General features: G+C 39.0%; 16 protein-coding genes and 1 pseudogene. 4 read left to right on the top strand and 13 right to left on the bottom strand.

All coding sequences use genetic code 11. The features are described from left to right. Positions 1-8: 8 nt before the first annotated feature. Positions 9-788 (bottom strand): IS21-like element helper ATPase IstB, encoded by a 780-nt coding sequence (gene istB / locus AB3489_RS02935; protein ID WP_019224717.1) that lies wholly within the window; start codon positions 786-788, stop codon positions 9-11. Continuing rightward, entirely contained in the window at positions 785-2,002 is a 1,218-nt protein-coding gene (gene istA / locus AB3489_RS02930) for an IS21 family transposase (RefSeq protein WP_019224716.1), read from the bottom strand. The genes istB (AB3489_RS02935) and istA (AB3489_RS02930) overlap by 4 nt, the downstream gene beginning before the upstream one ends. A gap of 86 nt (positions 2,003-2,088) precedes the next feature. Here istA (AB3489_RS02930) and AB3489_RS02925 point away from each other — a divergent pair, with 86 nt between their 5' ends. The 3 genes from AB3489_RS02925 (at position 2,089) to istB (AB3489_RS02915) (ending at position 4,635) form a co-directional block, all read left to right on the top strand. After that, entirely contained in the window at positions 2,089-2,253 is a 165-nt protein-coding gene (locus tag AB3489_RS02925; RefSeq protein WP_368293888.1) for a hypothetical protein, read from the top strand. A gap of 101 nt (positions 2,254-2,354) precedes the next feature. After that, the gene (gene istA / locus AB3489_RS02920) at positions 2,355-3,890 is read left to right on the top strand and encodes an IS21 family transposase (RefSeq protein ID WP_368293887.1); all 1,536 of its coding nucleotides are present in this window, start codon (positions 2,355-2,357) and stop codon (positions 3,888-3,890) included. Then, positions 3,883-4,635 carry an IS21-like element helper ATPase IstB gene (gene istB / locus AB3489_RS02915; protein WP_368293886.1) on the top strand — a complete coding sequence of 251 codons (753 nt, stop codon included), beginning with the start codon at positions 3,883-3,885 and terminating at the stop codon, positions 4,633-4,635. Before istA (AB3489_RS02920) ends, istB (AB3489_RS02915) begins: the two co-directional genes overlap by 8 nt. Positions 4,636-4,843: 208 nt before the next feature. Here the strand turns inward: istB (AB3489_RS02915) and AB3489_RS02910 are convergent, their stop codons facing one another. Further along, the gene (locus tag AB3489_RS02910) at positions 4,844-5,125 is read right to left on the bottom strand and encodes a DUF4160 domain-containing protein (protein WP_368293885.1); all 282 of its coding nucleotides are present in this window, start codon (positions 5,123-5,125) and stop codon (positions 4,844-4,846) included. A 276-nt stretch (positions 5,126-5,401) separates the two neighbouring features. Further along, on the bottom strand, positions 5,402-5,920 hold the full coding sequence (locus AB3489_RS02905) for a hypothetical protein (protein WP_368294567.1): 519 nt from the start codon (positions 5,918-5,920) through the stop codon (positions 5,402-5,404). A gap of 304 nt (positions 5,921-6,224) precedes the next feature. Between AB3489_RS02905 and AB3489_RS02900 the strand changes: the two are divergent. After that, positions 6,225-6,494, top strand: a pseudogene (locus tag AB3489_RS02900) (type II toxin-antitoxin system PemK/MazF family toxin); the annotation flags it as partial. Positions 6,495-6,684: 190 nt separating this feature from the next. Here the strand turns inward: AB3489_RS02900 and AB3489_RS02895 are convergent. The 9 genes from AB3489_RS02895 to AB3489_RS02855 all read right to left on the bottom strand — a co-directional run bounded on the left by AB3489_RS02895 (position 6,685) and on the right by AB3489_RS02855 (position 15,920). Then, complete coding sequence (locus AB3489_RS02895) at positions 6,685-7,272, bottom strand: sugar O-acetyltransferase (protein ID WP_368293884.1); 588 nt, start codon at positions 7,270-7,272, stop codon at positions 6,685-6,687. A gap of 151 nt (positions 7,273-7,423) precedes the next feature. Further along, the gene (locus AB3489_RS02890) at positions 7,424-8,218 is read right to left on the bottom strand and encodes a class I SAM-dependent methyltransferase (RefSeq protein WP_368294566.1); all 795 of its coding nucleotides are present in this window, start codon (positions 8,216-8,218) and stop codon (positions 7,424-7,426) included. Positions 8,219-8,475: 257 nt separating this feature from the next. Continuing rightward, positions 8,476-9,312 (bottom strand): VanW family protein, encoded by an 837-nt coding sequence (locus AB3489_RS02885; protein WP_368293883.1) that lies wholly within the window; start codon positions 9,310-9,312, stop codon positions 8,476-8,478. A gap of 197 nt (positions 9,313-9,509) precedes the next feature. After that, the gene (locus AB3489_RS02880) at positions 9,510-11,762 is read right to left on the bottom strand and encodes a hypothetical protein (RefSeq protein ID WP_368293882.1); all 2,253 of its coding nucleotides are present in this window, start codon (positions 11,760-11,762) and stop codon (positions 9,510-9,512) included. Positions 11,763-11,801: 39 nt separating this feature from the next. Further along, entirely contained in the window at positions 11,802-12,101 is a 300-nt protein-coding gene (locus AB3489_RS02875; protein ID WP_368293881.1) for a WYL domain-containing protein, read from the bottom strand. 218 nt (positions 12,102-12,319) lie between these two features. Beyond that, entirely contained in the window at positions 12,320-13,144 is an 825-nt protein-coding gene (locus tag AB3489_RS02870) for an NYN domain-containing protein (protein ID WP_368293880.1), read from the bottom strand. Positions 13,145-13,361: 217 nt separating this feature from the next. Then, positions 13,362-14,618 (bottom strand): hypothetical protein, encoded by a 1,257-nt coding sequence (locus tag AB3489_RS02865; RefSeq protein WP_368293879.1) that lies wholly within the window; start codon positions 14,616-14,618, stop codon positions 13,362-13,364. A 192-nt stretch (positions 14,619-14,810) separates the two neighbouring features. Then, positions 14,811-14,936: a hypothetical protein gene (locus tag AB3489_RS02860; protein WP_368294565.1), complete on the bottom strand. Its 126-nt coding sequence runs from the start codon at positions 14,934-14,936 to the stop codon at positions 14,811-14,813. Between the two features lie 312 nt (positions 14,937-15,248). Beyond that, complete coding sequence (locus AB3489_RS02855; protein WP_368293878.1) at positions 15,249-15,920, bottom strand: anaerobic ribonucleoside-triphosphate reductase activating protein; 672 nt, start codon at positions 15,918-15,920, stop codon at positions 15,249-15,251. Positions 15,921-15,948: the final 28 nt, after the last annotated feature.

Below are 15,948 nucleotides of genomic sequence, written 5' to 3'. Positions count from 1 at the left end.
TTCCCCAATTAGCCGGCAGAAGTTGATTCAAATTTACTTGAATCATAGAAACCAGCTTTTTTCTTTTCTTTTACCCTATAGCTGTCTCCCTTAATATTGATGGTTGTAGAGTGGTGCAGCAAGCGGTCAAGAATAGCCGTAGCTACAACGTTATTGCCGAATACATCACCCCATTCTCCATAAGATTTATTTGAAGTCAGGATAATCGATCCCTTTTCGTAACGACTGGAGATGATCTGAAAGAAATAATGCGCTGTTTCATCATCCATCGCTGCATACCCGACTTCATCAATAACCAAGATGCCGGGTTTACACAAGGTCTTAATCTTACGATGAATCCGCCCCGAGATGATGTTCTCCTTAATCATCGCAATCAGCTCATGGGCGCTTAGAAAGTAAGCCGTGTACCCATTTTTAATAGCTTCTACCGCAAGTCCTACTGCTAGGTGGGTTTTGCCAACACCAGGCGGACCAAGGAATACCACGTTTTCAGATCGGGCTACAAATCCTAAGGTTTTTAGTTCATTTATTTTTCTGGCATTTGCACTGGGTTGGAAGTCAAAATCAAACTTTTCAAGTGTTTTTACGTATGGCAGTTTAGCCATTTTCATATTTGCTTTCGCAGCCCGTTCACGCTTGGCTTCAATCTCAGCCCACAACAACTTGTCCAGAAACTCAAGATAAGATATACTACCCTTGGAAGCTTCTTCCGCGTGGTGATCATACACGGCATCCATATGGATCAGGCCGAGGATTTCGCAAGCCTCATGCATACGCTCGTGAATCATTGTGTCACCTCGCTTATGAGCGAATCATAGACCTGTAGTGGTCTTTGATACACTTTGGGTGGTTGTTCTGGTATCAGAATCGGTGCTGTGGCGGCAACTTTATTCTGAGACCATGTCTGTAATCCCTCAAAGTGTTTTTTATTGTGCAGAGCATGGTATTTACCGGAAAGTTTTACATGCGACGTAATACAGATACCGGTTTCATCGTAGATTTCCAGATGCCCGTTGTTTAAGTCCCGAATTCCAACGCGTCGGCCCACAAAACGGTACGGAACGGAGTAGAAATTTGCTTCGTAGCTAACGGTGCAGTCATTCATTACTTTTCGGGATTGCAGATCATGAAGTAAGAATGACTCAGGATTCATAGGTTTAAGATTCTCACGTTTGAAAGCTTCGAATGGAATTTCACGAGTTGTTTGATGTAGTCGGACATTGCAGACTGTATCCAGCCATAACCTAACTGCTCCATTCAAATCGGCCAGACTCGATACGGTTCGAATTCTCGGCCAAAAGTTCTTACGCAGATATTTGACGCCGTTTTCTACCTTGCCTTTCGTACGAGGATGATAGGGACGGCAGCGCAACGGATTGAATTCCTGATGCTTAGCAAAACGCAAAAACTTGTCGTTCCATTTATTTGTGCCAGTCTGGTGACTGTGTTTAACTACAGTTTTCATGTTATCGTAAAGTATGGTTTCCGGTACACCACCAAAGAAGGTAAAAGCCCGTTCGTGACAACCGATAAGTGTCTCAATACGTTCGTTCTCGGTAAATTCAACAAATTGTTTCCGGGAGTGTCCCATGATCATAATGAAAGCATGAACTTTAATAAACGTTCCATCTTCCTTCAAGATCTTAAATTCACCCCAATCAACCTGGGCTTGTTTACCTGGTGGGGTTTCAAAGCGTATGGAGGCTTTACCTCTCATTTGCTCTCGATGCGGTTTCATGAAATCTCGGAGAATTGTCATCCGGCCTTGATAGCCCATAGCCTTGATTTCATCAAATAAGATCATGGCATTGACGCAGCCTTCGTTCATTCTCTGAGCAATGTAAGTCGTGTAATTATCCAGTTTGCTTTTGGATCGGGCTCTCTTCCGATATGCTGGAAGCTCATTGCTTTTTATCCACTTAGATACTGTTTTTCGATCTAAGTCTAGTTCTCTAGCGATTTGAGTGACATTCATTCCTTTGCTTTTTAAGTCTCTGATCATAAAAAATTCCTCACTTTGTACCATTAATTGCCTCTCCTCCTGTGGAGAAGAGTACGTTGTTTGTGGGGAATTTTCAACCGTTTATTATGGGTATTTTAGCATCGTTCTTTTCACCCCAAATCCTTTCTTGCAAAACGCGCGACACGATGTCGCGCCAAAGTGTCATTAAGAACAGTATGCATATTTCGGACACATCCGGACACCGATTCCGGCAGTATCCGGACAGCGTAACGGGCACATCCGGACAGTAAAACGGAATTATCCGGACAGCATTTCGGCAGCATCCGGACACCTTGTCGAGTTAGTAAGCTAACTGGTACCCTTTCTTTAGAAGAAAGAAAGGGGCAACACGATGAGGAGGCTGGAAGTGCTGAAAGTCAAAGAAATCTTGAGATTAAAACATGAAGTCGGTCTATCCTTGAGAGAAATCGGAAAATCCTGCGATTGCGGTAAATCCACCGTATCGGAAGTGCTTGAAAGAGCGGAAGATGCCGGAGTCACATGGCCCGTAACACTAACGGACAAACAATTGCTGTCACTACTTTATCCGCCGATAACCAGTAAACATACAATGCCCGAACCGGATATGGAATATGTTTTCTATGAGATGAAGCGAAGAAGTGTCACCCTGATGCTTCTCTGGGAAGAATATAAACATAAGCATCCTGACGGTATCATGTACACGCAGTTTTGCGACCGGTACCGTAAATTCAAGAAGGCCAATCAGCTCACCATGCATATCGAACATAAAGCAGGCGAAGAAATGCAGGTCGACTGGGCCGGCCAAACCATGTCTTATGTGGATCCGGAAACCGGGGAAATCAAAACGGTTTACCTTTTTGTAGCGGTACTTCCGGCTAGTGCTTACCCCTTTGTCTATGCCTATGACGACATGAAGCTGCCGAATTGGATTGATGCTCATATCAGAGCGTATGAATACTATGGCGGTGTTCCGAAAGTGACGATCCCGGATAATACAAAGACTGCCGTCACCACACCTGACCGGTTCGATCCGGTGCTCAACAAGAGTTACAACGAAATGGGACGATTTTACCGCACAACAATCATCCCAGCCCGGGCAGCCAAGCCAAAAGACAAAGCAGCGGATGAGAATATGGTCGGCAATGTCTCCAGAAAGATCATCGCGGCTTTAAGAAACACACAGTTTTTCAGCCTGTATGAGCTCAACCAGGCGATCAAAGAAGAACTGGCCAAGTTCATCGTGCGACCTTTTCAAAAGATGGAAGGTAACCGGGTAAGTGCCTTTGAAAAGATCGACAAACCTTGTTTGCAGTCACTGCCTGCCGGGAAATATGAATTTGCCGAGTGGAAAGAGACCAAAATCCAGTTCAATTACCATGTGGATTATGAGGGATTCTTCTACAGCGTCCCCTACACCTATGTTGGACAGAAATGTTCCATCCGGGCCACCTCCAAAACGATTGAAATTTATGTGAGCGGCGAAAGGATCGCCGTATTCCCAAGAAACCATAACCCTTACAAGCGGTATACGACACTGCCGGATCATATGCCGGAGGGACATAAAGCCGTCTCGGGCTGGAGTTCAGAGCGTTTTCTGTCCTGGGCCAAAACAATCGGTCCGAACACGCTGGAACTCATTAAACACGTCCTTGAAAGCCGGGAATATCCGGTACAAACCTACCGGGCTTGTATGGGTATCATGAGACTGAGTAAAAGCTATCCATCTGAGTCTATGGAAAGAGCCAGTGAAGAAGCACTTGCTAAAAGGACGTATACTTTCAAGTACTTCAACATCATCCTGAAACAGGTAACCGCAAAAGTTCTAAAGGCTGACGATTGCAAGATCGTTGCACATGCTAACGTCCGAGGAAGCCGTTCCTACGCGGGAGGTGGCATCCATGCTTAACAATCCTACCGTGGAGAAACTGAAAAGTTTAAAGCTAAAAGTCATGGCCGAAATGGTCAGTGATCCGGATGTCCATTTAAGAGAGCTTTCCTTCGAAGACCGGCTGGGACTCATGGTAGAACGCGAGTGGTTGTCAAAGAAAAATGCCCGGATCGGGAGGCTCTTGCGCCAGGCTACGCTTGGCATGGATGCTTGCATTGAGGATATCGACTACACCGTCGATCGTACTATTGACAAAAAGGTTATCCAAACCCTGGCGACGTGCGCTTTCATCGAACAAAAACTTAACGTTGTAATTTCCGGCAAAACGGGAAGCGGTAAATCGTACATCGCCTGCGCCTTAGGGAATAGTGCCTGTCGGCAGGGTTATCCTGCTAAATACTTCCGAATGCCTGAATTACTTTTAGAAATTCAGGAAGCCAAACAGGAAAACCGGTATAGCCGGTATATGTCAAGCCTTCAAAACATCAAGCTCCTGATCCTAGACGACATTGGTCTGAAAGCTTACTCGCTTGAAGAAAGCCGAGACATCCTGGAAATCGCTGAAAGCCGTTACAACAAAGGTTCTATGGTGCTATCCGGCCAGGTTTCTCATACACAGTGGTATGATCTGTTCCCGGATCCAACAATTGCTGATGCCATTATGGACCGTGTGATTCATAATGCGTACATCCTGCCTTTGGATTCCAAAATATCTATGAGAGAAGTGACTGCCAAAAAGATGATCAAGGATCTGTCGTTTTAGAAAACAGGTTGTGGATAGTGCCGCTTTGGGGACAACCCTGCGCTTACGCTCCAGGTTGACCACAAAGCTTGGACAGGCAGCATGGGGTATTCATTAAAAGAGCCTGACCACACTCTCCACAACCACGACGGCGAAGGTTCTTGTTGACCATATCCATAATTTGGGGTATGCTTCAAGGCATTGGGGCTACTACAAATTACATGAACAACTAACCGACAAAGTGTCCGGATGTTCCCGGTTTACTGTCCGGATAATTCCGGAACGGTGTCCGGATGCCTCCGGAATGCCTGTCCGGATACGCCGAAATACGCAGAACAGTACAAGAATTTATAAATAACTCGATGTTCTGGAGTTGTTGAAAAACTCCCTTTTTGATAATTTCGGAAGCATCAAAAAGCTTGATCTTTCCATCAACAAAATAAATATATATTTTATTCTCTCCATATTCTGCGTGGAAATGTGGAGGAACATGCTCATTCCAAAACATCATAATCTTAATACCGTAGAATTCACTTACTATTGAGCTACGGTTCTCCCTATGGCCTATATAATTTCTTTGTGTACGCTTCACCTTACTGTTGCCAGCTTCGGCGTAACACGCGATATGGGTTGTTGGCTAAACCTTGCCCAACAATGACTTTCACCTTGTAAGAAGTACCAACCTTTGCTTGGCGCACGAACGTTTAGCCGTTCCCGAAGCGTCATATTCATCTATGCTAAGTTTTGGGAAAGGCGTGTTATGCGCCGTTGGCCGAGGAATACTCAATCATTCTTCGTTCTCCGAGTTATTCTCTCTTTTTAATCCAGCTGTTCTAATTAAATCTAAAAGTCGGACTAACCCCTGTGAACCAAAAAATATTCCTAATCCTATGATAAGTTCTGTAATTATTCCTATCGAACTAAATAATACTCTTGTTGTAGAAATTCCATTCATGGGATACATGCTCATTAATGCTGAAACTAACCTTGGCACTGAATGCCCAATAAAATATAGACCCAGAACCGAAAAAAGTACTCTCTGTAAATCAACAGACCTTAAGCCTGAGCCTTCATTTGAATAATGCTCTTCTTTTGTCAATATCAAAGACAATTTTCCAGAGAAAATCCATAACAAGAAACCAAAAAGAATATAAACTAATGAAAATATAGCATTTAATAAACTCTCATGAACTACAGCATTAGGCGTTGACACAGAATATATAAGTATACTTGACAATACATTTGTCCCTTGAATGATGAAAAATATGCCAAGAATTTTACAGGCTAGACTCGCAGTCTTACGCATATTCAATCTTCTTTTCCTCCTTATTATGACCCAAATGGCGCACTAACGGCTGGGTTTTGCCGTAGCGTCATACTACTTTCATATAGGCTAAGTTACGGTAAAACCTTGTTATCTGTAGTGTCCATCTCCAAAGAATATATAATTAAGACTTCCCATTCATTATATACCATTTTATCCCATTCTTCTGTGTTTTTCTAAATTCCATTGAATGGGCATAATATTATTGAATAGTTTTTTGGTTAATACTGGTAATATTCATTGGCTTGAAGTTTATTATGAAGATAAATAAGAATCGAAGGTCAGACCCGTCCTTGTTGTTAACTCTGATAAAGATTCTAATCTACTCACAATAGCCGAAATTACTAGTTCTCCACCAAATAACCCACTAACGTACTTCGATCAATTTAAAGAACCCATTTATAAATGGAAAGAAGCCGGGTTATCCCGTCTATCTTATGTCAAAACTCATAAACTTCATAGAATTGACAAAGATGAGATTGGCTCTTATTGTGGAGAATTAGACGGAGATGAATTTTTTAGAATCCTTAATAGAATAATTGAAGTAAATAACTGAGAGACCTCTTGCAGGTCTTTTCTTGTTTCCAAAACGAAGCTCAAAATTCAACTCCGAAATGGACATTACAGATAACGTCCTGAGCACTCCCGCAGCGTCTTCTAACATTCATCTAGTCTAAGTTGCGGGAGTGCTCTGTTATACGAAGCCGAACGCCCCCAAATTCTGAAGACGCCAGGACGGCGGCCCCTCAATAACAATTGTCTTTATGTAATCTATCTGTGTCTAAAATTATTCGTATTACCTTACATGGATTACCAACCGCAATAGAGTTAGATAGAATATTCTTTGTTACTACGCTTCCAGAACCTATTACTACATTATCACCAATAGTAACTCCCGGATTAACGATTGCTCCTCCACCGATCCAAACATTATTGCCTATAACTATCGGTAAAGCATATTCAAAACCTTCGTTACGTACCTCAAAATTTATAGGATGCCCTGCTGTAAAAAGGTTAACATTTGGTCCGAACAAAACATTATCGCCAATTAAAACCTTGGCACAATCTAAGATAGTACAATTATAGTTCGAGTAGAAATTCTCTCCTATGTAAATGTTATAGCCATAGTCACAGTGGAACGGTGGCTCAATAAAAAAATTATCCCTTACCTTACCAAACAAACTCCTGATAATATCATCTCGCTTTTCGATTTCATCTGGGTGTAAGGAGTTAAATTGGTATAGAGCTCTCTTTGCAGTTTGTCGTTCTCTGAAAAGCTCTTCATCATTAGCCTTATATAGCTCTCCATTTATCATTTTTACTTTCTCATCCATAGCTATTCCCTTCCACTATTTGATCAGATATTATCAATCTTACTATTGGAAAATAGCTATGATATTATTCCATTAACCGCGCCAGGACGGCGCGCCATTGCGTTCGGTTTCGTAGAACGCTCAATTGTGAGGGTTTGTATTGAGCTTATTATTAATGAATAGTTGCCCAGATGCCAAATGCCATATCTCTTACAAATACTGTATTAGCATTCTGCCGTTCACTATTCAAACGTTCCTCCAATGTATCAATTTCAATTTCTTTTTGATTAATTACACCCAATTTGATAATACGGGGTAGCATCTTTTGAACAACCCATGCAAGGTCGCTACCAGTTTCCAGTGTTTGTAAGACTGCCTCCGCCCTTATCTGGGAGATAGTCAACCCTGCCTGTTTAAACACTGAATATAAGTTCATGCCCATATGAATATTGCCGCCTTCTTTTGCCACAGTATTCCAGATCCAAGTTTGTACCTGTGTGTGTAATGGCATTAAATCTACATCCTTGAACGACCCCATTGAATCGCTCTCCTGAAAAACAACTAATCCTTTAGTCTTTAGGTAGGGCAAGAGGCTCTTAATGCTAAAAACTGCGTCTGGTTGATACATTAAGACCCTGCGTCCAACAATAGCATCAAACCGGCCAAGATCTTGCGGCAACTTGTCAATTTCAGCTATTATGAATTTTGTATTAGCGAATTGGTTTTTTACGGCAGAATCCCGTGCTGCAGCTATCGCAGTTTCATTCGAATCAAACCCGATTACCTCTCCTGTACTACCCACAATTTCTGCCGCTAGAAAAGTTACCTCTCCAGAACCACATCCTACATCCAATACCCGTAGCCCTTTTTTTATACCAGCATCCATAAGAAGTCGATAAGTAAAATCGTTGCGTTGAGCTATCATTAATTTATTCTCTCCTTTATCGTAATTAGCACATTCGACCAGAGACTCTCAATTAGAAACCCAAGTGGATATGATAAAACAATATTATAGAAATACAGTTCCCTGTTTTATAAATTACTAGAACTTCAAGTCAAAAAATCCCCAAACCTACTTTCACAATCCGCGCCAGGACGGCGCGGTCTTTGCGACCAATTTCATTTAACGTCCTTAGGGTTTGCGACGTCTGGTTACTACATTCATATTTTCTCCGATGTCCCTAAACCCTCTGTTATGTGATGTATCCGCCCCCAAACGCATACTTAAACAACCTCCGTACCTCCTGCCAACATGGGTTCGTACATCATAATTGCATGATTCTCCGTTATAAATTCGTCACCTATTTGATTGCTATTTAGATCAAACACCTTACGCCTAATAACGTTGTGACGCATGTAACCGCCCCACCATTCCTGTTTGATCAAATGGTCACTTTCGTAAACTTCATATTTTTGAGGCAATGGTTGTTCACTTCGCCATTCTCCTTCTAAGTCCGATTCTCCTACCCTTATTAGAAGTTGATAGCTGTGTTGTGTCTCATTCTTTATTTGGAGGTCTATATAATTGTAAACAACTGTAGCCCCGCTTCCGAATGGTTGAGTCCGGTTGGCATCCGGAAATACGTCATGAGTATGACGCCACCGCTCCGTAATTAGTAATGGTGTATGTAAGGTCATCCAATAAATAAGGTTCGATAGTTGGCATAGGCCCCCTCCTACTCCAGGAATAAACGAACCGTTATTTAGGACCATCCCTTCTGAGTAACCTTTTGCCTTAGTTGGTTTGCCAACCAAACGCCAGATTGAAAGTGTCTCTCCTGGTTTAAGAACTAGCCCATTTATCTTAGCCGTAGCCAACTTTAAATTGGTCACTTTGTTTTCCTGCAACCACATATCAACATTTCGGAGGCGCCGATACAATGGGGTACAATGATCAGCCACCTTGAAAGGAAGTTGACTTGTCTGGAAAGTAGTCGCATACTGTGTCGAACTGACAAAAAACCATTGGAAGTAACGACGCCAGGTAAAGTAAAGCCCTCCAAAAAACAGTCGAAGCCTTGAACGAGTCACTGGCCTTTCAGACTGATATACTGACTTCATAGCCAGAGCTTTTCACTCCCCCCATATTTGCGGATATGTCATATAACGTCTCGAGTGTTTACGACGCGTCCCAACCACATTCATATTGGCAAAGTGTCGTAAACACTCTGTTAAATGAAGTTGGTCGCCCACAGCTTCAGCTACGCCACGGACGGCGGCACCTCAAATTTTATCCTCTTCCAATAACTGATATTCTATCATTCCAAGCAATTAATAGTAGCTAATAATTCAGCTAAATGTACACCTTGCATATCTAGTATTGGCTCATACATAAATGAATTCATATGAATGTTTTCAGGAGTCATCATAACGACTTTTTCTAGATGTCTACAATGATTGTTTGAAAAATTAGAAACATACTGCTTATATTTTGAATATAACTGACCAGTCTGGTTAATATTGTCTTGTATCTCTTTGATAATATTCACTCCATTAGTAACATGTGACTTAATTTGCTCCATCATATATTCTTCTGCTTTAAGCCTAATTGCAATTGATAGGACAATTTTATTCTCAATATTTACTTGATTATATAAATTGGGATCACTTGAGATTTTGTTTGCTTCACTTACTATTATATTTACTACACTATCCTTTATCTCAGTCGCAAAAGCGCCCCCATTATTGAGCCAGTATTTGTTATAAATATACTGTAATTCATTCATCGAGATAGTATAAGTATCTTCTTTAATATGTAAAAGATTTGTTAGTCTATGATAATCGGTGATTTCAGGATCAGTATCTGAGTAAGTATACTCTATCAGATTTCGAACGAAAGGAATCGCCGCAATAATAAATGTTTTAGAGTTAATTAAACATTGGTCTTTGATATAACTAAAATAATTCTTAATATAGTTGCAGGGAGTCAATTTGATACTATCTTCTGTTTCTGAAGATATATAGCAGTTTCTACCATTCACTAATCTTGACCCCAAGGTGCGATAAAAATCAAAATTATGAGTTAAGATTATTATTGTAAATAATTTATTACCACTTAAACTAAAAGTGTTTTTTATATCGTTTATGTATTCAATAATCGCATACTTGTTTTTGTAGTCGAAAGAATCAGCTATATCATCTAAGATCAGCAAAGCAGGTTTATCTTCTTTACGTAAAATTTCTACTTTATAAATTAAATCTAATAAGTAATATGCTCTTTTTTCCCCAGTACTTAATATATCGAGCAATTCATTTTCTTTAATCTGTCTAGCTCCATTATTCTTATCTTCAAAGATATAATTAAAAATAGGCATCTTGTTTTGAAGAATAACATCTTCTTGATTGCTAGGTTCAAGCTTAAAAGGCACATGAAATCGTTCCTTAAAAATAGTCAGTACTTGGCCCCATCGAGTCTCTTGATTTTTAGCTTCTAGATAAATTTCCTTTATTTTTTCAAATGTTTTATCATATAATTCAATCAATTTTTTGAATTCAGAAATATTATCTCTGAAAACTTCAATCCAAATTTTCTTCTTGAATTCCTCTATATTCTCCAGTTCAATGATCAATTCAGGCTTAGATTGTAAATAAACATCTAATTCTTTTGTTCCTTTATTTGCGTCAATTTCGGAAGTGATTTTATCAAATATCTTTTTAATCTCAGCGTCATTTAATATTTTTTCCTTTTCTTTTTCTAATAATTTATTTAATTGTTCTTCGCTGGTAATTGTGGGAAATGAGTCATCTTTTTCTTTAGGTTTGATAATAACTTGATGTTCTGCTTTAAAAAAACCATTTTCTTTTAAATTTTTAGCAACATTAGAAAAATTTTTATGATCAAAAATTCCCTTGTGTAAAAATTTTGATTGATTCAAAAGCTCCTCGTATTTTTCAGAATACTGTTTAATAAGTTTTGCATTATTATCTTTCTTATAGAATGCCAAGGATTGCGGGTCAAAAAGCACAGAATGATTAATATCAGAAATTAAAAAGCTACTTTTCTTGCCAATATCTATTTCATCATTAATCAATTTTAATGTTTCATAAATGTCTCTAACTGGTTTTTTAAAATCTTCACTAATAGATTGTTCCGGATCAAATTTTGTTCTTAAACTATAATTGAGTTGCTGTTTAATATTATTAAATAAATTTTGTTTCGTTTCAATTAAATTAGCATGAAGGGTTATATATCTTTGTTGCAATATTGGATCAGCCATAAGTTTTCCTTGTTCTTTTGTTAATGTTTGTTCAAATGGACTGATAACAAGTATGGCATCTTTGTCAATAAGGTTATTTGTTTCATCCTTTATTTCGCAAATTGTTGGCAATCCATAAACTCGATCAGAGGGCAGCCTATCTAATGACAAATCTTTAAATGTATTTGCTAATGATGTTTTCATTGTTCCATTAGGGGCATATAAAACTACGGCATTATCAATGGTAAAATCTAGCACTTGAGTTATATTTGAAATTCCGTAACAATTTGCAAGGTTCAAATGCATTTTTTTCATTTTTGTTACCCCTGTATTAAATTTTTTCTAAATCAAATATTAGGCCTCAATTCTATAAATAATTTGAGTCATCCCTTTATCATCAGGATTGTAATCATTCTTAATCTGAAAATATTCATCAATAATTTCCACAAAATCTATTTGATCAAGCAAGAATAGTCGCCATTCTGGAAGGTGACCAGAAGAGCTAAATCCACCCACTTGATATGCTCTCAATGACTCATTCCCTTTTTTATTAATCCCAATTAAATATGGATGTACAATTCTTTCTGTTCCTTCATAAGAGATCCTTACTTTTTTTAATTCTTTGATTGCGTTTCTGAGATTTGTTCTTACCATAATAATCATCTCCATTTCATATATATATAATTTTACCCCTTATGAAACCGCGCTAGGACGGCGCGGTCTTTGCGACCAATTTTATTTAACGTTCAAGAGTTCCCGAAGCGTCATTCTACATTCATATAATCAAAGTTTTGGGAACTCTGTGTTCTCTGATGTGCGGCGGGCCCGCGGAGCCAGAGCCCCACGGATGGGGCGCCTTAATCAATAAGTTGCTAATCAATATCTTCATAAGATTTAATCACTTTATCATCTGTCAATTGCGATGCTATACCATTTTTAACCAAGTCCATTTCATAAATTTTAACGACAAAATCTGCAACCGTTCCTAACCGATTCGAAAACTGTTGTCCCTTTCTTTCGGGAGGAAACCCTTTAATCAACTCAACGACACCAACATGCTTGCCTCTTTTCTTAATGTATTCAATAGAAGGAATAACATCTGCATCTCCAGATATTATTAGTGCAAAATCATAAATACTTTCTAAGGTAACTATGTCTACTGCCATACGTGTATCAAGCTCTTTTTCAAGAATCACTTTGGTTAACGGTTTTATTTTCCAATGACCGCAACTAATTACTTCTATAAAATCCGAACTACGTTGTAATCCAGTATAGAAGTTCCCAAAACCATCAATATTTGCTTTTCTTTTCTGATACCATGCCCTTGTTTCTTCAAAAAGCACATCCCAAGCTTTTTGTGCAACTTCATTTTGTGGCATACCAGCATTCTGTTTTCCTATTAAGTTCATGTAAGTTTTCTTAGGTTCTTTTTCTTTATTAAAAATTTCATATAAATGTTGTTTAGTTTCTGGTTTATTAAAATCCCATATGTCAATACTGCCAACAGCATACCAATAAACTCTATTCATTAATGTTGTAACACTACTACCCCTGAGGCATTCACTCCATATCTTTACTGATTCGTCAAATACATACCTAAAAAATGTCTCGTAATCTTTAATCTGAATCTGTATACCTACTTTACTAAGCGAACCTAAGAAGTTTGAGCCATCAACAAATATAGTTCCTTTAAACACCTTTTTCCTCCCCCTGTAAATCTAAAAATTCTTCTACTAATCCGCGCCAAGGATGGCGCGGCACTTTCCGCCGCATTTCATTTAACGTCCCGAGAAGTCCCGAAGCGTCTTATTACTTTCATATATTCTAAGTTTCGGGACTTCTCTGTTATCGGATGGATGAGGCCCCCATAGACAGAGTGCGACAGGAAGTCGCACCCTTAATAATATATTTCTTCTATTTATTTTCCTTTATCTTAGTGCTTTTACCCATCTTTTCCATATATGCAGATATTGGATTCTCCATTATGTCTGGGCTTTCCATTAATTGTCTTACTTGCATGGCCACTGATGTACGGTATGTTTCTAACTGAGGTACTAAGGTATAAATATTTGTAGTATCTATTACAATTGTTCTAAAATTGTTTAAATCAAAAGGTATATAGTCAGATTTCCTAATTAAGTGTATTGTTGGTAAGTTAAATGTATGTCTTAAAGAAAGCTCATAAAATACATTGGGATTATGAAATGATAAATCAGCGATTACCAGTTTTGAGTTAACAATATGTTCAATAATTTGCGATGTTATCATCCCTGGAGTGCTTATTTTATCAGCTCTCACAACATTCAACCCAAATTCCTCTAATGCTGGTTCTACAATACTATTAAGAAATAAATCTGAATGGTTTCGCTCCTCAGAGTCTTCTTGTCCAATTGGGGTAATATAAAAGCAAGTTCTAGACCATTTGTCTCCATCATTATTTGAAGTAACACTTGCTAATGGCTTTGATTCAATTGTCATCTTTGGCTTTTTATCAAGAATTTCATTTTTGGGAACGATAGCTTCCTTTGCGTTTATACTCATTTCTTCAATTAATTGTTCAATAGAGATTATTCTTTCAGAGCCTGCTATTACTCTGATTAAACCAATATATTTTGCATTAATAATGAATAGCTCTACACAACTTGTACAATCATCACTTTCTAAACCCTGATCTCTAAGAAAATCAATCATTACGGACTTGGCAGGTAGTTTCATGTCCTTATATTGATTATATAATTTAGCGAAATAATCATTGCTTTCAATAGCTAATTTAAAATTTGCTTCTACTTTCTTTGAAGGGATTTCGTCAGGATTTGTAGCAATATTTCCATCTGGAGATAATTCAATATAATCTGCTTGATATCCCCCTATTGTAATTCCGTATTTTGAAGAAGTTGTTACTAAAGTTCTACTAGGACCACTATCAGGTGACTTTCCAATTTGATCAAATAATGTTATTCTTCTGATCTTTTGACCGGATGCATATTGCCATATTCCATTAGCAATTGTTAAGCTCTCTTCGTAGGATAAGGTTGGTATTACTCTATTTGCCCTTTTTTTCTTACCCTTCTTTGAATCACGTGCATCTTGAGTATTTACTTGGGACTCCAATAAAGCGTTACCACTTTCAGGTTGAACTGTCTCAGACGCGTTTTCAATTTTCTCTTCCATCTCCAAAGCCTCCTTAATTATTCATTGTCTATTTAACTTCTATAATCACCACATATCTTTTCATCAAATTAATCCGCCGCATGGATGCGGCGGTCTCAGCCTCATCTTTCCGATAACGTCTTTTTCCCGAACTAGGTTCGTATTATATCTGAATATGGAGGTATTTACGAACCTAGTTCGGGAATATTTCCTTTAGCTGTTATTCCAGCTTTCTCCAATGCTGTCAAGAGGACTTTTGATTTTACCAAGATCTTTTATGCTAACATGAGTATATATTTCCGTTGTTTTTGAACTGCTGTGTCCAAGTAATTCCTGGATATACCTTAAATCATGCCCACCTCAAGTAGATGGTGGCAAAGGAGTGTCTTAAGGAGTGTACGGATACCCTTTTATCTATAGATGCATACTTACAGGCATTGATAAATATTTTTCTCCTCACTCTTACAAGAAGGTGAATATTTTTCAAAAAAATACCATTCTTTACTATTTTAGTATTCCATGGAGATATGGTCAACATTTTTTACAGCAGCAAGACAAATATTCAAAAGTAGTATTCAAAAGTATTTCTGACAAGAATAAATAAAGGATGATCTCTGTTCAATACAGGGATCATCCTTAATCTTTAATTCTTTATTTCAAGCCACGGACTGGGCAGTTTAGCTTCTCTCCCATTTCTTTAAGCCAGGAATCCGGGTATGCTTCATAGGTTTTTCCATCGAGGACTCCCTGGGGGGGCTGGCGAAATTGCTGGAGCACCCAGCTGGTCTCCTGACCGAGAAGCTTACGGATCGCAGTTAAATCCTCAAAAGGATGCCAGACCGGCAGCACTGTTGTCCTGAATTCATAGGGGATTCCGTTGTTTTTGATCCATCCGATCGTTTCGGATACCTTGTCGCCACTGTTCCTGCATCCGGTCAGCTCCGGATATTTTTCCGGAGTGCACTTGATATCCATCGCAATATAGTCTAAGCAAGGCGCAACTTCCTGGAGTTTTTCAAGGCAACAGCCGTTTGTATCCAGCTTCACCTTAAAACCTAGTTCCCTGATTTCCCTAACCAAAGGCACAAGGGCCGAAGATAAAAGCGGTTCCCCGCCCGTTAGACATACTCCGTCCAATAGCCCTTTTCTGGTCTTCATAAATTCTATGACAGCGGAAGGAGAAGTCTGCGGCTTCTCCTTCACATCGACCAGGGCAGGGTTCTGGCAGTAACCGCACTGGAAATTACATCCCCCAAAAAAGACGGTTGCTACAATATGACCGGGATAATCTACCAGAGAAAAAGGTTCAATATCCATCAGCATAATCTTTTATCCATCCCTTTTTATGCCA

The organism is Dehalobacter sp. TBBPA1 (assembly GCF_040931655.1).
Classification (GTDB): Bacteria; Bacillota; Desulfitobacteriia; order Desulfitobacteriales; family Syntrophobotulaceae; genus Dehalobacter; species Dehalobacter restrictus.
Note: the sequence above shows the minus strand (reverse complement) of the source record. Positions and strands in the feature narration are given on the sequence as shown.